Source organism: Cellulophaga omnivescoria, assembly GCF_027915275.1.
In the GTDB taxonomy this organism is placed as follows: domain Bacteria; phylum Bacteroidota; class Bacteroidia; order Flavobacteriales; family Flavobacteriaceae; genus Cellulophaga; species Cellulophaga omnivescoria.
The window spans coordinates 2,094,303-2,117,087 of record NZ_CP115819.1 but is presented as its reverse complement, the minus strand read 5'-3'; the positions used below and the strand labels follow the sequence as shown (position 1 = coordinate 2,117,087).

At 32.8% G+C, this 22,785-nt stretch carries 19 protein-coding genes; all 19 read right to left on the bottom strand.

The window, feature by feature from the left end; genetic code table 11:
* Positions 1-23 precede the first annotated feature (23 nt).
* Complete coding sequence (locus tag PBN93_RS09380; RefSeq protein WP_077401903.1) at positions 24-1,286, bottom strand: ABC transporter permease; 1,263 nt, start codon at positions 1,284-1,286, stop codon at positions 24-26.
* Position 1,287: 1 nt separating this feature from the next.
* A complete protein-coding gene (locus tag PBN93_RS09375) occupies positions 1,288-2,517 on the bottom strand; it encodes an ABC transporter permease (RefSeq protein ID WP_077401900.1) in 1,230 nt (409 codons plus the stop codon).
* On the bottom strand, positions 2,510-3,211 hold the full coding sequence (locus PBN93_RS09370; RefSeq protein WP_077401897.1) for an ABC transporter ATP-binding protein: 702 nt from the start codon (positions 3,209-3,211) through the stop codon (positions 2,510-2,512). Before PBN93_RS09370 ends, PBN93_RS09375 begins: the two co-directional genes overlap by 8 nt.
* 255 nt (positions 3,212-3,466) lie before the next feature.
* A complete protein-coding gene (locus tag PBN93_RS09365; RefSeq protein ID WP_077402247.1) occupies positions 3,467-3,679 on the bottom strand; it encodes a hypothetical protein in 213 nt (70 codons plus the stop codon).
* Between the two features lie 10 nt (positions 3,680-3,689).
* Positions 3,690-4,232: a DUF420 domain-containing protein gene (locus PBN93_RS09360; protein ID WP_077401894.1), complete on the bottom strand. Its 543-nt coding sequence runs from the start codon at positions 4,230-4,232 to the stop codon at positions 3,690-3,692.
* Positions 4,225-4,953, bottom strand: a complete 729-nt coding sequence (locus PBN93_RS09355; RefSeq protein WP_271080511.1) for an SCO family protein — start codon at positions 4,951-4,953, stop codon at positions 4,225-4,227. The genes PBN93_RS09360 and PBN93_RS09355 overlap by 8 nt, the downstream gene beginning before the upstream one ends.
* 13 nt (positions 4,954-4,966) lie before the next feature.
* A complete protein-coding gene (locus PBN93_RS09350; RefSeq protein WP_271080510.1) occupies positions 4,967-5,596 on the bottom strand; it encodes a hypothetical protein in 630 nt (209 codons plus the stop codon).
* Between the two features lie 67 nt (positions 5,597-5,663).
* Positions 5,664-6,104, bottom strand: coding sequence for a cytochrome C oxidase subunit IV family protein (locus PBN93_RS09345; protein WP_077401886.1), 441 nt, complete (start codon positions 6,102-6,104; stop codon positions 5,664-5,666).
* Between the two features lie 42 nt (positions 6,105-6,146).
* Complete coding sequence (locus tag PBN93_RS09340; RefSeq protein WP_271080509.1) at positions 6,147-7,127, bottom strand: cytochrome c oxidase subunit 3; 981 nt, start codon at positions 7,125-7,127, stop codon at positions 6,147-6,149.
* 160 nt (positions 7,128-7,287) lie between these two features.
* Positions 7,288-7,869, bottom strand: a complete 582-nt coding sequence (locus PBN93_RS09335) for a cytochrome c oxidase subunit 3 (protein ID WP_271080508.1) — start codon at positions 7,867-7,869, stop codon at positions 7,288-7,290.
* Positions 7,870-7,925: 56 nt separating this feature from the next.
* Positions 7,926-8,825 (bottom strand): heme o synthase, encoded by a 900-nt coding sequence (gene cyoE, locus PBN93_RS09330; protein WP_077401877.1) that lies wholly within the window; start codon positions 8,823-8,825, stop codon positions 7,926-7,928.
* 153 nt (positions 8,826-8,978) lie between these two features.
* Positions 8,979-9,779 (bottom strand): energy transducer TonB, encoded by an 801-nt coding sequence (locus PBN93_RS09325; RefSeq protein ID WP_077401874.1) that lies wholly within the window; start codon positions 9,777-9,779, stop codon positions 8,979-8,981.
* Between the two features lie 160 nt (positions 9,780-9,939).
* A complete protein-coding gene (locus tag PBN93_RS09320; protein ID WP_077401871.1) occupies positions 9,940-10,662 on the bottom strand; it encodes an energy transducer TonB in 723 nt (240 codons plus the stop codon).
* 61 nt (positions 10,663-10,723) lie between these two features.
* Positions 10,724-11,071, bottom strand: coding sequence for a VanZ family protein (locus tag PBN93_RS09315; protein WP_171974479.1), 348 nt, complete (start codon positions 11,069-11,071; stop codon positions 10,724-10,726).
* 37 nt (positions 11,072-11,108) lie between these two features.
* Complete coding sequence (gene gcvH / locus PBN93_RS09310; RefSeq protein ID WP_271080507.1) at positions 11,109-11,489, bottom strand: glycine cleavage system protein GcvH; 381 nt, start codon at positions 11,487-11,489, stop codon at positions 11,109-11,111.
* Between the two features lie 146 nt (positions 11,490-11,635).
* A complete protein-coding gene (gene sov, locus PBN93_RS09305; protein ID WP_408612176.1) occupies positions 11,636-18,760 on the bottom strand; it encodes a T9SS outer membrane translocon Sov/SprA in 7,125 nt (2,374 codons plus the stop codon).
* Positions 18,761-18,765: 5 nt separating this feature from the next.
* A complete protein-coding gene (ruvA, locus tag PBN93_RS09300) occupies positions 18,766-19,347 on the bottom strand; it encodes a Holliday junction branch migration protein RuvA (protein ID WP_077401856.1) in 582 nt (193 codons plus the stop codon).
* A 32-nt stretch (positions 19,348-19,379) separates the two neighbouring features.
* Entirely contained in the window at positions 19,380-21,674 is a 2,295-nt protein-coding gene (locus PBN93_RS09295) for an NADP-dependent malic enzyme (protein ID WP_077401853.1), read from the bottom strand.
* A 55-nt stretch (positions 21,675-21,729) separates the two neighbouring features.
* Positions 21,730-22,662 (bottom strand): tRNA epoxyqueuosine(34) reductase QueG, encoded by a 933-nt coding sequence (gene queG / locus PBN93_RS09290; RefSeq protein WP_271080505.1) that lies wholly within the window; start codon positions 22,660-22,662, stop codon positions 21,730-21,732.
* Positions 22,663-22,785 lie beyond the last annotated feature (123 nt).

The following is a 22,785-nucleotide window of genomic DNA, read 5'->3' as shown; positions in this document are numbered from 1 at the left end:
TTAGTTATATTTAGTTATTATTTTTATTCTTCTCTTAATGCGTCTATGGGCTTAATACTTACAGCTCTCTGTGCAGGTATTAACCCTATAAGTGTTCCTAATACCACCATTATACCCAATGCTCCTAATACATAAGAAATTGGCAATGTTGGATTGGTATATGGAAAATCTGAGTCGTGTGTAGCAGAATCTATCCCATATAATACTAATGCTCCTAATACAATACCCATTATACCAGAAACAACAGTTAAAAAAACAGATTCTAATAAAATTAAATTACGCACTTCCCTAGGTGTTGCGCCTAATGCACGCCTTACACCCAACTCCTTAGTACGTTCTTTTACAGATATTAGCAATATATTACCAATACTTATAACACCAGCTAATATTGTTGCTATACCTACAATTAAAGACAAAAATGTAAGTCCTTTAGCAAAACCAGTAATTCTATTAAATATCTCACCTAAATTAAAGGCTCCTATAGCTCTTTCATCATCAGGGTTAACTCTGTGTATGCTTTTTAATACCGCTTTTACATCTTTCTCTGCTTGTATTACATCTGCATCATCATAAGCTGCAATAGTTAACCAATCTACATTTTCTCCAGTGTTATATAATTTTTTATAGGTAGAATAAGGAATGTACATATCTGTATCTCCTTCAAAACCACCTCCAGGCACATATTTATGTACACCTACAATCTGAAAATAGATATTATCTACTCTTATAAATTCTCCTATTGGGTTTTCTTCCTCATCAAATAATTCTTTTTGGGTACGCTCTCCTATCACAACAACTTTACGTGCCTCTTCTATATCCTCGTCGTTTATAAAACGACCTCCATCATATATTTTTTTAGTTGCAATTTTAGTATAGATAGGAAAATCTCCGTAAACAGGTGCCGTACCAGATTTTTGCCCTCTAACAACAGCTGCTTGGCTACCCCCAAATACCCCTTTTGCATTTCTTGGAGCTATGTATTGTATTTCTGGAATTCTGTTTTTTAGAGTGTTAACATCGTCTAACTTTAACTGTAAAGATCTACCTGTTTTAAACCCTTCATAAGGCATACTTGTACTTTGTGCCCAAACAAACATACTGTTCATTGCTGTGCTCTCAAAAGCACGTTCAAAACCATTATCTAAACCTTTGGCCGCACCAGCTAGTGCTATGTAAATAAAAATTCCCCAAAGAACTCCAATTACGGTAATTGCTGTTCTAGTTTTATTTTTTCCAATAGAACCAAAAATCTCTTGCCAAGTATTGCTATCAAATATAAACTTCATACTATTCGTCTCTTAATGCTACAATTGGTTTAATTTTAGCCGCTTTTCTAGCTGGTACATATCCTGCAAGTGCTCCACATATAATTAATAGTATGGTTGCAAAAATTGCAATTCCGGTATCAATATAAGGGTCTGTAATAAAATAGTCTTCTAATGTATCTCCCATTGCATTAAGGAGTACAGTGCCTAAAATCATACCCACAAAACCAGATATTGTTGTAATAAAAATAGATTCTAATAAAATGGTACTTATTACAGATTTTGGTGTTGCACCTAGTGCTTTTCGTATACCCAGCTCCTTAGTGCGCTCCTTTACCACAAAAACCATAATATTACTTATACCTATAATACCCGCTATAATTGTCCCAAATGCTACAAAAGAAACTATAATTTGCAATACACTTGCTAGTTGCTGATTTTGTTTTAATTGATCTGCAATGTTTCTAATAAACAACCCATTTTCATCATTAGGATTAATAAACTTTTTACTCTTAAGATATTTCTCCAAGCTATTTTCTAAAGACATAGCTCCAGAATATCCTATTTGAGGTTTAAAGCCTAGTACTATTTGACCAATTTTATCAGTGTTTTTCTCTATAAGTTGTCTTGTAGTGTACGGAATATAAATTTTACGCTCTTCATTATCTCCACCATCATCCTGAAAAACCCCTATAACTTTAAAAGAACTACCTCCAATATCTACATATTTACCTAGCGCATCTTCTCCTTTAAACAAATCCTTTTCTACCAACCTACCAATAACCGCGTATTTTGTTTTATCCTTAATATCTTGATTATTGACATAACGCCCCTTCATCATTATGGTTTTCTCATTAAATTGATGAGAAGGAGCTACACCCATATTAGTATAGTTGTTAGACTCGTTCTTGTATTTAACTAAACCGCCTCTAGTAATTCTTGGTGTAACATAGTCTACAAACATTGCAAAGTTCTTTTCAATATCTGCCAAATCACTATTATCAAACTCTATTTGTCTGTCTGCCTTATAACCAGAGTAAGGAACAGATGTTCTACCAGGAAATATAAAGAATACGTTGGTTGCATCATCTCCAAAAAATTTAGCGAACGTATTTGTAAGTCCGTTACCAAAGCCAAAAAGCACTACAAAAATGAAAATACCTATTGCTACTGTAAAACCAGACAAAAAAGTCCTAAGCTTATTTTTTTGAATAGTTTCAAAAATTTCTTTCCAAGCGTCTCTACTAAACATATTGCGAAGCTCTTACTTGGTCTACCATTTTATCTTCTACTATAACACCATCTTTTAAGTGCACTATACGCTTACACATATCTGCTATATCTGGCTCATGAGTAACTATTAAAATAGTATTACCAGCATCATTAATCTTTTGTAAAAGATCCATAACTTCATATGATGTTTTACTATCTAAAGCACCTGTAGGCTCATCTGCCATTAACACTTTAGGCTCTGCTGCCAAAGCTCTAGCAATAGCCACACGTTGCTTTTGTCCACCAGAAAGCTCACTTGGTAAGTGGCCTGCCCATTGTTTTAAACCAACTTGTTCTAAATATTTAAGTGCTTTTACCTGACGTTCTTTTCTGCCAACACCTTGGTAATATAATGGCAGTGCCACATTTTCTGCAGCACTCTTGTAATTAATAAGATTAAAAGATTGAAAGATAAACCCTAGGAATTTGTTTCTGTATTTAGCAGCTTTTGTTTCGTTAAGATTTATAATTGGCACGCCATCTAAAGTGTAAGTTCCCTCATCTAAAACGTCTAACATTCCTAAAATGTTTAGCAGTGTAGATTTTCCAGATCCTGAAGAACCCATAATGGCTACAAGTTCTCCTTCTTCTACATTAAAATTAATGCCTTTTAAAACGTGTAACGAGTTGCTACCCATTTTGTAAGACTTATGAAGGTCTTTTATTTCTATCATTGGTGTTAGTTTTTTTGGCTTTGTACTTAGTACACCTGTAAGACTACACAACTTATATTTAGTTACACATAAAATGTGAAAAAAATGTTAAAGTTATATAAGATGTAAATTACAACAACCCTAAAGCCTTTAAATGTGCACTTTTTTTAACCTAAAAGAAATTAAATAATAGGTTACAATAGCAAAGCATTAGCAACATTTACACTGATAAAACTAAAATTGTAGTGTGTTTATACTAAAAGAATGTTTAAAAAATTAAGCTTTCATTTTTTTGTAAACAAAATAAAACAACACTCCAACCAAAACATAAGGTACTGCCATAAGATATTTAATACCATTGTTTACCCCTTCTGCAACAGCAACATTTCCTTCACTCTCTAAAACAGCTCTGCACATTGCGCATTGAGCCTCTGATGACTGCGGAATTAAAAACAGGAATACAAAAGCAATAAATAATACTTTTTTCATAATAGCTGGTTTAATAAACATAATAAGGAGATATCATAACATAAACAACAACACCTGTAACGGCTACATACAACCAAATTGGAAATGTAATTTTTGCTAATTTTCTATGCGCATCATACTGTTTTAGGTATGCTTTTGCATAAGTTTTCATAACTAAAGGAATTATAATAATTGACAATATTATGTGCGTTATAAGAATAAATAAATAAACATATTTTACAATACCATCACCACCAAAAGAAGTAGATTCAGATGTCATATGATAGGCAATATACATTACTAAAAATGCTAATGAAAAAACAATACATGTAGTCATTAAATTTTGATGGAGTTTTTGTTTGCCATTTTTTATAGCTACAACGGCTGCAATTAAAAACACCGCTGTGATGCCGTTAATAGTAGCATAAATAGGAGGCAAAAAGGACAAAGGTTCTACATTTGGTATTTTAACACGAAATAAAAGTGCTACAACAACAGGCACAATAATGGATACAACAGTAATTATTGTATTAAACCTTTTTTCCTTAAAATTCACATCTTCAATCTTACTCATCTAACAACTTTTTAATATCTTCTTTTAATATGCTAATTTGTTCTTTTTCTCCTTCATCATTAGCACCATCTTCCTCAGAAATTGTTCCCCTGTAATATATAATTGGGTTACCAAATTCATCTACCCTAGAGCGTATATATCCTCTTTTATCTACTAAGGCAAACATACCAGAATGCTCAAAACCGCCAGGCACATTAGGGTTTTGCTGTGCAAATATATTAAAGCCCTGGTTAGCAAGCTTATATATTTCATCTCTTTGCCCCGTCATTAAATGCCAATCTAAATTTGTAATACCGTACGTTTCTGTATACTTTTTTAATGTAGTTGGCGTATCTGTTTTAGGGTCTATACTAAATGATGCTATTCCAAAATTCTCTACATCTTTAAAACTATTTTGAATCTGTACTAAGTTTTTGGTCATTACAGGACAAATGGTTGGACAAGAAGTAAAAAAGAATTCAACAATATACACTTTACCTAAATAATCTCTATTGGTTACAACTAAACTATCTTGATTAATAAAAGTAAACTCTGGTACTCTTTTTTTACTACCATTAATTTCTACGTATGCAAGAGCTCCCTTATTGTCCTTTTTGTTCATACGGTCATTCTCTACTATGGCATCATCCTTAATTCTGCTTACTATTTTAGGTATAAAAATAATTCCGAACACTAAAATTATAAACGAAATCCAGATATAGTTATAATTTTTCTTCTTCATAACATAAAGTTTATTACTTACGCTCTGCGTTATTCTTTTTTAAAGCCATACGGTATTCCGCTAAAATGATTTTTACATCATCTTCCATCTTATTATTTAACTCCGCCACAGAAATGGTATTAAAACCATATTTGGTACCCTCATCTTCATCATCTGTTCTTCCACGCAGGTTTAAATCTTTATCTACTATAAAAACATAAGGAGAGCTTAAATCGTCTTGTAAAACAATATCGGTTTTTAAATTTTTATGAAAAGCCTGTATTTGAGATGCATTACCATAAACAAATTTCCAATTTTTAATATCTGCTAAAACAGACAATTCTTTTTTTAGTTTTTGTACCTCTTGTTCTTGCCCATTGGCAACAAGCATTACAAATTGAAAATCTTTAAACTCGAAAAAATGTTTATAAATTTTTTGATTTAAATTAAAAGCAGTCCCTTTTTTCTGATCTACATTATTACCTAAAAAGCCAACAATAGATATCTTGTTTTTTAATTGGGTGTCTGTAGTAAAACTAGATAAGTCACTAACATTTTTGGTTAGTACAGGTAGCCTCCCAAAATTATGTATGCCACTTGCAAAAAAAAGGTATGCTACAATTGGCAGTATAAATAAAACTACCATTACAAAGGTTTTTTTCATAATGGTACAAAAATAAAAAAAGACGGTCTAAAAACCGCCTTTATATATTGTTAAATGATGCTAAATGTTAGAAGTTCCACTTAATAAAACCACTATGGTACACATCATAAATATAACTACCTTCAGTAAGTAGTATAAACACTAAGTAACTAATTAAAAATACTGGTGTCCAAACTATAGATCTTCTTAACCCTTTTTTCTCGTCACGCAAGTGCATAAAATCCCATGCAATGTAATAAGCCTTAACTATTGTAAGTACAATAAATATTAAGTTTAAAGGCTTTAAATAGATAAACGGAGACAATAAAAAGTTAAGTGTAGAACCTATTATACCTGGCTCAAAAGCAGATATTAATGGTTTCATAAAAATTGCTGGTTTATAAATACCTAATATTACCTCTACTAGAGTTACAATAGATAAAAAAATTAAAACACCCCAAATCTTTTGGACATTATCTTTAAATTTTAATCTTCCTCTAAAAATCGCTAATTTATGTTCGTGTGCCATTTTATACTATATTATTATACGTAATGTAATTTTTTAATGATATTATACTAAGTAGAAAAAAGTAAATACAAATACCCATACTAAATCTACAAAGTGCCAATAAAGACCAACTTTTTCTACCATTTCATAATGTCCTCTACGCTCATAAGTGCCAATGATAACGTTAAAGAAAATAATGATATTTAGTACCACTCCAGAAAATACGTGGAATCCGTGAAAACCAGTAATAAAGAAAAAGAAATCTGCAAACAATCTGCTTCCGTATTCATTGTGTATTAGGTTTGCTCCTTCTACTACGTATTTAGAACCGGCCAATCTTTTTAAAGATTCTTCTCTTGACAATACTATTTTATGTCCGTCCTCATTAATATTTTCTACCCTCACTAATATATTTGGATCTGCTTTAAAACCAGTTACCACCTCGTTAACCGAGTATGATGGCAAAGCACTTTCTCCGTAGAACCATACACCTTTATTATTTGCATGGTCTATTCTTTCTTCATGTAAAGGGGTAGCAAAATCTCTAATGGCAGCTCTTTCGCCTGTATCTGCTTTAACAAACTGTAATATTCTACCACCTTTAGTTTCAATAGCTCCAAAATCTCCTTTAATAAAGGTAGCCCATTCCCAAGCTTGTGAACTTAAAAATATAATACCTCCAATTACGGTAAAGAACATATACCAAATAACACTATTCTTTTTCATTTTATGACCAGCATCTACAGCTAATACCATAGTTACAGAAGACATAATTAAAATAAATGTCATTATAGCAACATAAATCATAGGATAATTACCGTGAACTAAAGGAACGTGTGTAAACACTTCATCCGCTATTGGCCAGCTATCTGCAAATTTAAATCTAGAAAATCCGTAAGCAGCTATAAAGCCCGAAAAAGTTAATGCATCTGAAACGATGAAAAACCACATCATCATTTTACCATAGCTAGCGCCTAAAGGTTTGTTATTACTTCCTCCGCTCCAAACACTTTCTGCTGTACCTGTTGTTACCGTAGTATCCATATACAATTTAAAATTTATAAACTAAGAACGTTTAACTACGCTCTATTATTTTTAAAAAACACTTAAATACACCTTAAGCATAATTAAGTTTCGCAAATTTACATTTTTTTCGGCTATACAAAAACCAAATTTTAACTGAAATTAACTTTATTTCTATTTATTATCGATATAAATAGAAAAACAAGATTAAATAAACCCATAACAAATCTAAGAAATGCCAAAAGGTTGCTCCAATTTCTAAACCATTAACCTCTATAGATGAGTACTTACCTCTCATTTGGTTTACAATAACCACTATTAAAGATACAAGTCCGGCTACAACGTGAGCAACGTGTACTACAGCAATTAAAAATATATAAGACATTGTTATGCTACTTGTTGGCCCTGTAAAGTAAAAACCATTCCCTATTAACTGAGAAAAACCAACAAATTGTAATACGATAAAAGCTATACCCAACACTAAAGTAGTCCACAAATATATGGTTGCTTGTGACTTTTTATCTTTTTTAGTTGCTTGTACAGCTAAAAAGTATGTAATACTACTTACTACAATAATTAAAGTACTCCAGAAAAAAGCAGATGGTAAATCAAAATCTTTTAACCAATCTTCTCTAGAGCTACTAACAATGTAAGCACTTGTCCAGCCTGCAAATGCCATAATTAAACTAACAATACCAAACCAAAGCATCATTTTTTTTGCATTGTCTGATTTTTGTTTTTCTGACTTATGAGTTAAATCCATTTAGTAAAACTTATTTATTTTATAAGGCAATATTATAGTTGCCCACTACTATTTTATTACACAAACTTATCTACCACATATACCACTTGCATAAGTGTAATATAAGTAACACTTGCTAACATTAGTTTTCTTGCAGATGCATTGTCTCTATTATCAAACAAACGAAAAGCAAAAAACAACATTACGCCACCCATTATAAATACAATTACGGCTGCCACTACAGATAACTGTAATGCTCCTGTAACACCAAAAGCAGGCACTACAGAAATTAGCATCATCCAAACTGTATACATAATTATCTGAATAATTGTTCCTTTATCTTTTTTACCTGTAGGAAGCATTTTAAACCCTCCTTTTTTATAGTCTTCATCTAACATCCAACCCAAGGCCCAAAAATGAGGAAATTGCCAAAAAAACTGAATCATAAAAAGAGTTCCAGGCTCAATTCCAAATTCATTTGTCGCTGCAACCCAACCAAGCATAAAAGGTATAGCCCCAGGAAAAGCACCTACAAAAACCGCTAACGGAGTAATAGTTTTTAATGGTGTATAAACGCAGGTATATAAAAATATAGATATTGCCCCAAACATTGCCGTTTTAGGATTTACAAAATATAATGAAACAATACCAGCAATGGTCATAGCTATAGCTACTACAGATGCAGTAGTCACCGTCATTCTTCCAGAGGGTATTGGTCTGTTTTTTGTACGGTTCATTAACGCATCTAAATCTTTTTCTATAATTTGATTAAATGCATTTGATGCGCCTACCATACAGTAACCGCCAAAAGCTAAAAGTAATAGAACTGTAAAATCTATTTTATCTGCGCCTAAGAAATAACCAGCTATTGAAGAAAAAACTACACTTACAGCTAGCCTTGCCTTTGTTATTTCTTTAAAATCTGCAAATGCCGAAACATCTGTAGCTTCTTTTACTGTACCAACCGCAGTTTTCATTCTTATTTTTTATGGACTGCAAAGATATAACCTAAATGATTTCTTTACAACCAATTATGAAGGTTTATATTTTTGTTAAAATTTTTACCCAAAACAAATAAAAAGGCCTGCCTATTTACCATAAGCAGACCTAATATTGATAGACAATTAACACTATTCTAATTTAAAGTTAATTGGTATTGAATAAGGTACTACAACGTTGTTTTTACCTTGCTTACCTGGAGTCATTTGTGGCAACTTAGAAATAATGCGTTGCGCTTCTTTTTCTAATATTTTAGAAGGGCCTTTCATTTGAACATCTTTTACCACACCATCTGTACCAATTTTAAACATTACACTTACTCTACCTTGCTCTCGCAATTCTATAGCTGCATTTGGATATCTAAAATATCGTTTAACGTGCTTTTGCATTTTATCATTAAAACATTCTTTTCTTTTTTCTTTAGCAACTTTTTCGCAACCAGGAAATATTGGAACCTCTTCCACAACATCTAAAGGAATTATTGGATCTTCAATAATTTTATGCTCTACAATACTGCTAACTGCTAATGGCTCTTCTGGTTCTGACTCCGTATCATCTATAAAGTCATTAAAATCCTCAATTGCATCATCTGGAGCAATTTTAATTTTATCGGGGTTTACAACAGCTTTTGCTAACACTTTTTCTTTTGGCTTATTTTCTTCTACTTTAAAATTATCTAAATCTGGATGGTACTCTACCATCTCTGCTTCTAGCTCTGCTGGCCTAACCTCTTTGTCTTCTACATAGGCATAAGAAGATTCTAAAGCCAAATAAACCAAGCCCATTGCCACAACTAAGCCAATTTGAAAGTTTAAGAAGCTGTTTTTTCGTAAATTTGCATCGTGCTTACTCTTTTTTGGAGTTGCATTGGTAGACGCTCTGTTGTTTCCATTGCCGTGGAAACCAACAGAATTTTCTGTGTTTGTTTTCATAATACTATTTTTTATTTGTTACAATTATGTTAAAACACAAATAGTATACCAAAAAACCCCAAGCAAGTGCTTGGGGTTTAATTTTTTACATTCACACGTATAAAAAAATCCGAATCAGTCTAAGTTCGGATTTTTTTGTATAATTTAAAGCTTGTACTGCCTATTGCAATCTAAAAGTAATAGGTAAACTAAATGGAACACGTACAGCTCTACCTCTTTGCTTACCAGGAGTCATCTTAGGAAGTTTACCAATAATTCTGGCAGCTTCTTTTTCTAAGTTTTTGTCTGGACCACGCATTTGCACTTGCCCAATAGACCCGTCTTTCTGAATAACAAAACGAACACTTACTCTACCTTGAATACCCATTTCTTGAGCAATTTCTGGATATTGGAAATGCTTTCTAATGTGCTTGTTCATTTTCTCATTAAAACAATCTCTTAAAGCTTTTGCTCCTTTTTTCTTTTCTTTTTCACATCCTGGAAAAATTGGTACATCTTCAATTACAGAAAAAGGTACATCTACATCTACTTCTACTTCTTCTTCTACAACGTCCTCAACGTCCATTACCTCTTCTTCCTCATCAGATTCAGTATCTTGAATAACAGATTCCTCAACCTCAACATCATCTTCTACAACGGCAATTTCTTCTGGCGCTGCTGGTGGTGGCGGTGGAGGTGGTGGTGTTTTAATTTGTTCTGTCATTGGAACTTCTTCATCTAACATATCATCAACATTCTGAGTAATGTCATATGTATTATCTTCATCGTATTTTTTGTACTCTAATGCACGCCAAACTATAAACATAACAAGAGCAAGTCCTATTGCAAAATAAAGACCGCTGTTTTTTGTTAAGTCAGCTTGTGGATTTTTCTTTGGTTCCATAGGTTTTAATTTAGTGTTCGCTAATTTAAATAAATATTATCTAATTAAGCAATTAATTTTTTCATTTTAATATTCTTTCTTTTAAAAAAAGTTGTTTGGCTATAAATAAGCCTATAAAAACACCAATTGTATTGGCAACAAAATCTAAAAATTCTGCACTTCTAGTAACGGTGATTGTATCTTGCAATATCTCAATAATTATGCCATAGCCAACTAAAACAACTACTAAATACCAAACAATTACCGTTTTAACTTTTTTTAAAGTAAAATGTTCTTTTAAAGACAGCACACCAAGTAATGTTGCTATACCGTAAAAAGTAAAATGTACCAACTTGTCTATATATGGTATTTTTACCGACGGCAAATCTGTATTACTAAAAGAAAATAAGCTGAGTAATGTAATGAACACTACCCAGCTTATAAACAATATGGTATAAATTGGCTTTTTAACCACCAATTAAATCTTTATAATCAGCATCAGACATTAAGTTTTCTGTCTCAGAAGCATCACTTATTTTAATTTTAATCATCCAACCATCTCCATAAGGATCTGAATTCACTTTTTCTGGTTCGTCTTCTAAAGACTCATTAAACTCTATTATTTCTCCTGATAATGGTAAAAATAAATCTGAAACCGTTTTAACAGCCTCCACGGTACCAAAAACCTCATCCTTACCTAAGGTTTCATCTAGCGTTTCTACCTCAACATAAACAATGTCTCCTAGTTCTCCTTGAGCAAAATCTGTAATTCCTACAGTAGCTATGTCGCCATCTATTTTAACCCACTCATGATCCTTAGTGTACTTTAATTCTGATGGTATGTTCATTTTAGTATAATTTAAATTAGTGCAGCAAATGTAACAGATAAATAATGATTTGAAAATTATTTAATTTGAAAAATCATAAGAAACTTATTATTTAAAACAAGTCTACCGTAATTATCAACTAAACCGTTTTAAGTGATACAGTTAATTTAGTTACCAAAGTTGTACTTAAATGTAAAACCTGTATTTATTGTTGTTTGTGGGAAAGCAGTTGAAACCGCAAATTTAGAGAATGAATGATCATAAAAGAAAGCGACCTCTAGCGATTTACTTAACGCATAATCTGCACCAAATTTTAATGAAAATACATTTTGCCCAGATGTAATTTGGTTGTTATTTAACTCCAGGTTTCTAATTATAGTAATATTGTCTTTTAAAGTAGCATCTAACTTTAAGTTTAAATCTCCTTTAAAACGCACTTTATCACCACCTATATTGGTAACAAAATTTACATCTTTAAACCTGTAACCTAGACCAACTGTATAGTCATTACTATTTAATTCTGTTAGTAAATTATTATCAAAACTCATTGTTAAGGCCCTCATTGTTTGTAATTCTGCAACAACACTCATAGAGTTTTTCATTTCAAAATCTAAACGCACTAAGGGATTAAACTGGTCTGTTAACACAACATTTGCCATAATATTCTCTGGTAAGAAATCTTGAGTTTCTGGATCTATTGTTGTGTTTTCTCTTTCTAAATTAGTTTGAAAAGAATTGATATTATATGAGGCTCTATAACCGTGACTAATAGAGAAACGCTTAAATTTTTCTTTAAACCAATTTATACGCATTAAACCAGTATATTTTAATCTCCAGTTAGGAATAGGAAAGTTTCTAAATGCTCCTAATTTAACTTTTGAAGCGTCTTGACCTGTATATGCAGCTACAAATGCAGGCAACAATACATCCTGACTAGTTTTACCGTAACGCTCTGGGTAACCTTCTGCATCTCTTGCCCCAGTATTACCCGCCAAACGATTAGCTATAACTAACCTGTTCTCTTTAAACTGATCAAAAGTTGCTGACTCAAACTCATCGCTTTTTGCAAAGGCTGTTTTTATCATTATTGTAGATATACCAAAATTACCATAGTTGTTACCTAATAGGTTTTGATATTCATATTCTCCATTTTCAAAAGCTACTGAGAAATTTTCTTGATAACGCTCAGATAAATTTCTATTTGCTGTTATATCTATAGTTAAATCTCTTATTGGCTCCGCTACAGCAGTAATATCTAACTGCCTGTTTGTCTCTTGAACAAACTGCTCGTTAAAGTCTGAAAATGTTGTTAACCAACCTCTTTTTGCCGCATCATAACGTATATCTTCTTGACTACCAAAAACAAACCCTAAGCTAGGTTTTGTTGTACCAACAAAACCAATTGAATTTGTATACCCTGGCAATTGCTTACCCCTAGTTTCTGTGTAATTAAAGTTTACACGTTTAACCATAGTTACCAGGTCTGTAGCAATCTTACCAAATCCGCCTTTTTTAGCTTTAGGTGTATTACCTGCCTTATCCTGGCGTGTAGTTGTTAACTGAGTTTTTCCTTTAGATTTTTTTAAACCAATCATATCATACAACTTTTGCATTGTTAAGTTTGCTGCTATTGTATGTGTACTAGCATTTTGAATTCTATTAATATCTTCACCTGCAACTTCCTTTAGGGCATCACCACCACGTTGCCAGTCAAAATTACTAGTATAAACATATTGTGCATTTATAAAGTCTAAAGCAGGTATTTTACTAAATGGAATATCATAATTTAACTCAAACTGTTGTGCGTGCCTATTTGGCTCACCAATGTCAAAAAAGCCATCCCATATATTTAATTGATCATCTATATCTACTCCTGTATCATCTTTATAATAATTACGAATTATATTATTGTTAGAAGCAGAAATATTAAAACGTAAGGACTTAGTTAAATTATAATTTATATTGTATTGCCAGTTAAACATATAATTACGCTGCTGCAATTCTGGCAACGCTAATGCATCTACTCCAGGCTCTACAACATCTCTAAAACGTTGTTGATTAAACTGACGGTTTATATTTGAGTTAACCGCTATGCTTGTTGGCAATAAATTTAAATTGATGTCTTTTAACCATTTTAAATATTTACCTGTAAATAATGAATCTTTTTTAGCAAAAGGGGCAACCTCTACTGGCTCAAAATTATGCGCATATGTTAAACCAGCAACAACGTTTTGATCTTTTAGTTTTGCAATTTCAAAATCTCTATGATTAACCTCATTGTAAGAATAATTAAAGGTAAAGTTTTCTATATCATAAAAATTAGCATCTGCTTCTTCTCCTCTATTTTTACGTACACCTATAAAATTTATACTGGTTCTTTTTGTATAATCTTCTGCTTGCTCCTCTATAGCTTTTGCATCCTCTGGCGTTTGGGCTGCTGCTATTCTATCTTCTAACTTTAGATCGTCATAAACAGGGTCAAACTCTGGTGTAATTAATTGTTCAGAAATTCCATAATTAAACGGTAATTGTATACCTAATTTCTTAGGTAATAATTGCCCAAGGTTAATATTTGTAACAGCATCATAAGACATTGCATCTTCTCTTGCACGCTCATTTGGCATTTGATCTATACCTCCAAAACCAGATGTACTTTTACTACCAGTAACAGATACGTCTGCAAAATCTGCAAGATTTAAATCTACCGCACCAATTGCTGCCCATCCGCCATTACTATCTAAACCAGCCAAACGCAACTCGTTAAACCAAACCTCTCCACGTGCAGCAGCATCACTAGTGTTTTTTACACCCACCATCATACTACGTATGCTACCTAAAGAAGGGTTACCTCTTAAACCTATACGCATTACACCAGGTTCACGAGCATCAAACTCACCTACAGGAACAACTTCCCCGTCTATAATTTCGTAATAATTTATTTGGTTTAGTGTTTGCCCCGCAATACCATAAGATTTTATTTTATTTAGGTCTGACAACTCAATAAGTATCTCGTTATCTTCTGGCCAAATTTTTTCTCTATCACTTTCTCCGTGTGCGGTAAACTCCAAAGGAACTTCTATTTGGTAAAAGTTTTCACTAAAATCTGTTCCAATCCTTAAAAAACCAACTAAAGGTCTTTCGCCATCCGGGAAATCTGATTCTAAAATTTCTTCTGCGTGAATAAACATTTTAAGACGCTCATACTGTCTAATATCAATATTTATATTTTTAAATACACCCCTGGAATCCTGAGACTCTAAATTTTCAATTTTGAACGAAAGAGATTGTTCGTTTTGTTGTACAATAGTATTGTTATTGTTTAGTTGCTCTCTACGTAAACCCGGAGGCAAATCATAAATAATTGGAGATCTTGTATTGTTTTCTTCAATATTAACTGTTGCCACATCTACAAAAGTGCCATCATCATCAGGATTATTATCTACATCTGGCTCTAAAGATTTAGTATAAGTACGCCAGTCACCCCTAACCAAATCTAAAGTTGCAAAACGCATTACAACATCATCAGAAAAACCAGTTAAATACATACGCATAAAACTAATAGATCTAAAATCTGTAATACCTCCAATGGCATCTGTAAAATCACTTAACGGAATTTTATACTGTATCCATCTTCTATTTAAAACCGTACCATTTGGTAAAGTTGGCGTTTGCCCTTCTTTAATATCTGTTACATACTTATCATTAATAGTTGTATTAGGCTTAATAGGAATTCTGTACTCATAGTAACTGTTTACAGTATTCATTGTTAAATCTCTATCAATATCTTCTACATCTGGCAATGTAGTAGAACCCCTGTTTGTATTAGTTACCTGTACAGGAGAATTTCCTTGCGGATTGTTGTAATTTATGTAACGCTCTAAAATACTACCTTCTTTATTTAGGTAATACTCATAATTATCTAAAGCAGGATCATTAGCAGGGTTATTTGTAAAAATTGATGTTTCATCTGCATCACTTAAACCATCATACCCTAAATCCTGTAATGTTCTGTTGTTTTCTTCTGCATCAAAAGCATACACTAAAGATTGTGTTGCTGGCACTTTACCCCATGATGTTTCAGAAACCAAGTCGTTACTAGAAATACCTGGCAAACCATTTTCATACTGTTTTTTACCATCTTTTAAAATATCTTCAGATATATTACCAATGTTAAATACCAATTCTCCAGAACTTGTAGTTTCTCCGTCTACATAAGGATCTAAAACCCAAAACTGCACAAATTCTACGTTTGCTTGTTCAAAATTTGTACTACTCATTGGACGCATAATTCCTGCCCATTTGTCTTCTGGATTAGTAGTATTAAAATCTGCATTGTTGTTATACGGACCTTTTAGGTTTGGGTAATAAGCCAAATCTAAAGTTCCTTGAGTTGTAGATTGTCCCTGTGCAATTTCTACCTTAGGAAAAACCTCATCTATAAATATTCTCCTAGTTGCATTTAAAGAAATATCGTTATCATTAATTCCTGATGGTCTTTGGTTAGAATAAAAAAGACGATCTATAGAATACCAAGCCATTTTAGCTCTTCCAAATCCATTTCTAAGATTTTCTGTATCATCTGGAGAACTACCATACAATTGTCCGCTTGGATCTGCAAACTCTAAAGGCGTACTTGCTAAATACCAACCTAATGAAGACCTTATATCAATTAAAGATTGTGCTCCTTCAAAATCATCTACATAGGTTGTAGTTTCTCCTTCAAAATTTGCATTTTTAGGCGAGTTTGGTTTTAATAAAGCTACCTCACCACGTATAGATAAGTTAGAAGGAACATCTGTATCTATATTTGGCAACTTATTAACTAACCTAGTTAAAAATGGTATTTCTGTAGAGAAATTTCCATTTAAACCAAACATGGTATTATTTACGGGTTCTACTCCATAAGAAGATTTTTGAGTAAGCGGACGCTCATTTAAATTTAAGAAAGTACCACCTAAAACAAATTTTTCGTTAAACTGATGCTCTACATTAACACCTGTAAAACGTCTGGTTTGCTGCCCAAACACCGCATTATTCTCTACAGAAATATTTATTGGCGTATTACTAGCCTCCAAACTAGGATCTAAAATTTGCACTGTTCCTGCAGAATAGTTTACGGTATAATCTATACCTTCTTGTAATTGTCTTCCTCCTGCGGTTACACGTACAGAACCTCTTGGAACATTAAAAGCGCCAATTGGAATACCATTAATACCTTGCGATTTATACTTACCTTTAATTATGAATTTATTTTTATCTGCATCTTCTAAAGCGGCAGATTTAGTGCGTGAGTACATATTTCGGTACACATACTTTTTTTGGTTATCATTATAACCTTGGTCATTATCTACATCATACACACCACCACCTAACTCTTCAAAAATATACTCACCAAAAGGTTCTACTTTTGTAAAAATTATATTTCCGTTTTGAGAATCTATAGTTAAACCTTCTACATAATCAAAAAAACCATCTCCACCAGATTGCACATCATTATACGCATTTAACCTATCTAAATTAAACACATCTAATAAAATACGCTCTTGCAATGGCTTTGGTGTTGTAGGCCAACCAGAACCTGCACCCTCTGCAACAGGAGTTATATAGTTTCTTGGCGTTGGGTCTGTATATAAAATATTAAGTTTAAAATCTTCTTGACTTAATTGATACGCCCCTGTGTTGTAGATGTTTTTCATCATTAAATCCCAAATAGGATCTTGCACAGCAGTAATATTACTCTTAAGTAACTTTAACACCAAAGTATTGTTTTCAACTACAGGAGTAGCACCTGCTGAAACCGATGTTGCCTCTAAACCTCCATTTGCAAACTCACCTACTTGGTAAACATTACCTTGGTAAGTATACTGAAAGGCAACAGCTAAAACCTCATCATTACTTAAACGCTGACTTAATGAGATATACCCTAGTTGTGGATGAAAAGTATACTCTCCTTTTCCTATATCTAATTTTCTAGCATTCTCCAAAATTGTATAATCAAAGCCTTGATTAACAGTATAACCTGGCACATTAAAACCAGCTTGTACGGTTGCTATATCTCTAACTTGACTTGTTAACGCACCACCATTGCCTATTAAAGCAGGATCATAATCATTGGCATTGTTTAGAGGTAAATTACCTGCCGCACTAGCATTAAAAAATCCTGCTGGAGCTCCGCCACTTTTACCAATTCTTGTTTGATCTGTGTTAGACTCTCCTAAATCTTGTATTGCAACAACGTTTCTAACATTTAATGTTTCTTGCCTTCTGTTTGTTACCCATACCTCTAACCTTGTAATTTGTACTTGACTACGGATATACGGGTAGTTTTCTAAAGCACTATCATAGTTATCTCTAAAATACTGCGCTAAAAAAAAGTGCTTATCCTCATCATAATCTAAAGCAGAGAAAGAGAACTCTTCTACTGTACCACCACCTTGGGCAACAACTGTATTATTTTGAGATCTTTGTTCCGATAAAACTGCTGTAACCAATGTTTTACCAAACTGAAGCTGTGTTTTAACACCAAATAAACTTTGTGCTCCAGTAATTAAAGAGCTATTTAATGGCATACTAATATTACCAACTTCTATTTTTTGTATAATATCATCCTCTGTAGGCGTATAATCTAACTTCACTAAGTTCTGAAAATCAAAAGTAGCCTCTGTGTTGTAGTCTGCACTAACTTGTAATCTTTCTCCAATTTTACCCAGCATACTTAACTGTATCTGCTGATCAAAGTCAAAACTAGTATTGGTACGTTGCCTAGGAGACAAAGATGGATTGTCATTTTTTTGCCAAATAACACCTAAATCCATAGCAACAGAACCTGTTGGAATAACCTCTATTGTATTGCCACCAAAGATAGATTGAAAGAAATTATTGTTTACATAAAAGTTTGGCAATAAGTTTTTTCTTGCCTCCTCACTACCTGCTTTTTTACCAGAAAAAGCATCTGCTTTTTCTTTAAAGTAGTTTTTCATTCCTTCTTTACGTGCTAACTCAAAATATTCATCTGGAGTTAAATAAATAGGATAACTTATATTAAATTCTCCTACTTTTTCTGAATATACATATTTATCTAAATTTGGGTCATAGGTATATTTAGATACAATACTATTAGGATTAGGCAAATTAATTTTACCAAGTGCAACACCTGTTTTTGTAGAATCTTGTTCTTGCTCCTGTTCTTCACCATCTTGTGCATATGCAAAAGTTGGCGCACCTAAGAAAAGCACACATATAATTAGTAACCTATATAATGGTGAAAGATTTTTTTTTGCCCCTGTTTTCAAACTTATTACAAATTTTTCAGCGCCAACTTAATAATGTTTTCAACGCTTAATGTTGGATCCTTGCTTACAACAGCATCTACAGTTTTTTCTGCTTGCTTACGTGCAAAACCAAGAACCTCTAAAGCAGATAACGCTTCTTCTTTATTTGTATTGTTTGAAGAAGTAGAAACTTCATCAATATCGTATATTTTTAATACTTTATCCTTTAAATCTAATATAACACGCTGTGCTGTTTTTGCGCCTATACCTTTTACAGATTGTATAGTTGCAACGTCTCCTCCAGCAATTGCATCTCTTACCTGAGCAGGTGATAATGATGATAACATTGTACGCGCAATACTAGGACCAATACCCGACACAGAAATTAACAACCTAAAAATTTCTCGTTCAGATTTTTCTGCAAAACCAAACAGTGTATGCGAGTCTTCTTTTACTTGTAAATGTGTAAACAGCTGTATATTTTCTTCGTCTGAAACCTTAGATAAGGTATGCAGTGATATGTTTACAAAGTAACCTACACCATTACACTCAATTACTAAAAATGTTGGATTTTTCTCTACTAATTTTCCTCTTAAATGTGTAATCATATGAATGGTATAGGTTGGTTTGTATTATTTATTTACTGATTGTTTTTAGCTTTTTTTCTTTTCTCTCTCTCTTGTGCATCTATAACAGCAACTGCTGTCATATTTACCATTTCATCTACATCTGCTCCTAATTGAAGAATATGTACAGACTTTCTCAAGCCTAACATAATTGGACCAATTGAGTCTGCATCATTTAACTCTTTAAGCAACTTGTAGGTAATATTAGCCGACTCTAAGTTTGGAAAAATAAACGTATTAACCTTTTTACCTGCTAATTTAGAAAACGGAAACTGACTTTGTAATAATTCTTTATTTAAAGCAAAATCCATTTGTATTTCTCCATCTACAACTAAATCTGGGTGTTTGGTGTGCAATATTTCTACCGCTTTTCTAACCTTAACTGCATTTGGCTCGTTAGAAGATCCAAAATTAGCATAAGATGTCATAGCCATAACAGGATCAAAACCAAAAGTTTTAGCTACGTTAGCCGTCATTAAAGCTATATCTGCCAATTCTTCTGCGTTTGGATTAATATTTATTGATGTATCCGCTACAAATAAAGGACCTTTATCTGTCACCATAATATTTACCGTTGCTGCTTTTTGCACATTAGATGCTCTTCCAATAACTTCAAAAACAGGTTTTACAACAGTAGGATATGCTCTAGAGTAACCAGAAATCATACCATCTGCGTCACCAACCTCTACCATCATAGAACCAAAATAGTTACGTTCTCTCATTTTAGCTTTAGCGTAGTAAAACGTAACTCCTTTACGTTTTCTGTTTTCCCAAAACTTAGTAGCGTATAATGTACGCTGCCCTTTAGACTCTGTTGCTTTAGTATCTATAATTTGTACGTCTGCATCAAACTCTAATTCTGCTTTAAGCTCTAAAATAGTTTCTTTTTTACCTAACAAAATTGGTTCTGCAATACCTTCTTCATAAGCAATTTGAGCAGCTTTTAGCACATCTAAATGGTCTGCCTCTGCAAATACAATTCTTTTAGGATTTACTTTTGCTCTGTTGTGTAATAAACGTACAACTTTATTATCGTTTCCAGAACGCCTAATTAACTCTTCTTTATATTTATCCCAATCCTCTATAGGTTGTTTAGCAATACCACTATCCATAGCTGCCTTTGCCACCGCTAAAGGAATTTCTGCAATTAATCTTGGATCAAAAGGTTTTGGTATAATATAGTCTTCACCAAAAGTTAATCTTGTTTCTCCGTAAGCAATATTTACTTGCTCTGGCACTGGTTCTTTTGCTAACTTAGCTATGGCTTTAACTGCTGCCATTTTCATTGCTTCATTAATACCTGTAGCCCTTACATCTAGTGCTCCTCTAAAAATAAAAGGAAATCCTAAAACATTATTTACCTGGTTAGGATGGTCAGACCTTCCTGTAGCCATTATAATATCTTTTCTTGTTTTTACGGCTAAATCGTAATTTATCTCTGGATTAGGATTTGCCATTGCAAAAACAATTGGGTTGCTTGCCATAGACAATAACATATCTGGAGAAACAATATCTGCAATAGAAAGACCTACAAAAACATCTGCATCTTTCATAGCCTCATCTAAAGTGTCTATTTTTCTGTCTGATGCAAACTCTAATTTTTCTTTTGATAGGTTATCTCTGTCTGATCTTATAACGCCTTTACTATCTAGCATTACAATATTTTCATCCTTAGCTCCAAAAGCTTTGTATAATCTTGTACAAGAAACAGCTGCTGCTCCCGCACCACTTACAACAATACGTACTTCTTCAATATTTTTACCTGCTATTTCTAATGCATTTAATAATGCCGCTGCAGAAATAATTGCTGTACCGTGCTGGTCATCATGCATTACAGGAATATCTAATTCCTCTTTTAATCTGCGCTCAATTTCAAAAGCAGCAGGTGCACTTATATCTTCTAAATTAATACCACCAAAAGTAGGTGCTATCATTTTTACAGTTTCTACAAACTTATCTACATCTTTAGTATCAACCTCTATGTCTACACCATCAATATCAGAAAAAATCTTAAACAATAAAGCTTTTCCTTCCATAACAGGTTTAGATGCCTCAGGGCCAATGTCTCCTAAACCTAATACAGCAGTACCATTAGATATTATAGCTACTAAATTTCCTTTAGAAGTATATTTATATACGTTTTCTTTATCTTTTTCTATTTCTAAACAAGGCTCTGCTACGCCAGGAGAATAAGCTAATGCCAAGTCTCTTTGTGTTGCATAAGGCTTAGTAGGAACAATTTTTATTTTACCAGGCTGTGGTTTTGCGTGGTAAATTAAAGCTTCTCTTCTATTCTTCTCGTTGCTCATTGCTTCTAATTTTAAGGTGCAAATTTAAGGGTATAGCACCAATTAAATTATAATATTAATCTAAAAAATCTATGTTACGTTGCAAACCAGAGAATTTAGTACGTTTTACTGCAGATTTTTTAAAAACTTTTCTAAAAACATCTTCAGTAATTTCTACCCAATCTTTTTTGGTCATAGACAACAAATCTGGGTGCGGATTAAATAGCGGCTCATTGTGTGGTTTAGAAAATCTGTTCCACGGACATACATCTTGGCAAACATCACAGCCAAAAATCCAATCATCAAACTTTCCTCTAACATCAGCAGGAATTTCATTTTTTAACTCTATGGTAAAGTAAGATATACACTTGCTACCATCTACAACATACGGATCTACAATTGCCTGCGTAGGGCAAGCATCTATACAGGCGGTACAAGTACCACAATGGTCTGTTACAGCACTATCATAAGCCAGTTCTATATCTACAATTAACTCTGCAATAAAATAAAAAGAACCTACTTTTTGCGTTATTAAGTTACTGTTTTTACCTATCCAACCTAAACCACTTTTTGCTGCCCAGGCCTTATCTAACACAGGAGCAGAATCTACAAACGCCCTACCTTCTACCTCACCAATATTGTTGGTAATAAACTCTTGTAACTCTCTTAATTTAGATTTTATAACGTGATGATAATCTTGACCATAAGCATATTTAGAAATCTTTAAAGCATCTGTATTCTGAGTTTCCTCTGGATAGTAATTTAACAATAAAGAAATTACAGATTTAGAACCTTCTACAAGCTTTGTTGGATCTAAGCGTTTGTCAAAATGGTTTTCCATATAAGACATTTGCCCATTCATATTTTTAGTAAGCCATTTTTCTAGTCGCGGAGCCTCTTCCTCTAAAAACTCAGCTTTAGAAACACCGCAAGACATAAACCCTAAGCGTTTGGCTTCATCTTTAATTAAAGCCGTTGTTTTTTCTTTATTTACTAGTGGTAACTTCACATCACAAATTTAATGGTTTACAAGCAATAAAAATTATTTAGTAAGTGTATTAAATACAAACACAACTTAAAAGCTGCACATACAATAACTTAACAAAATACTTACATAACTTTATTTTAAAAC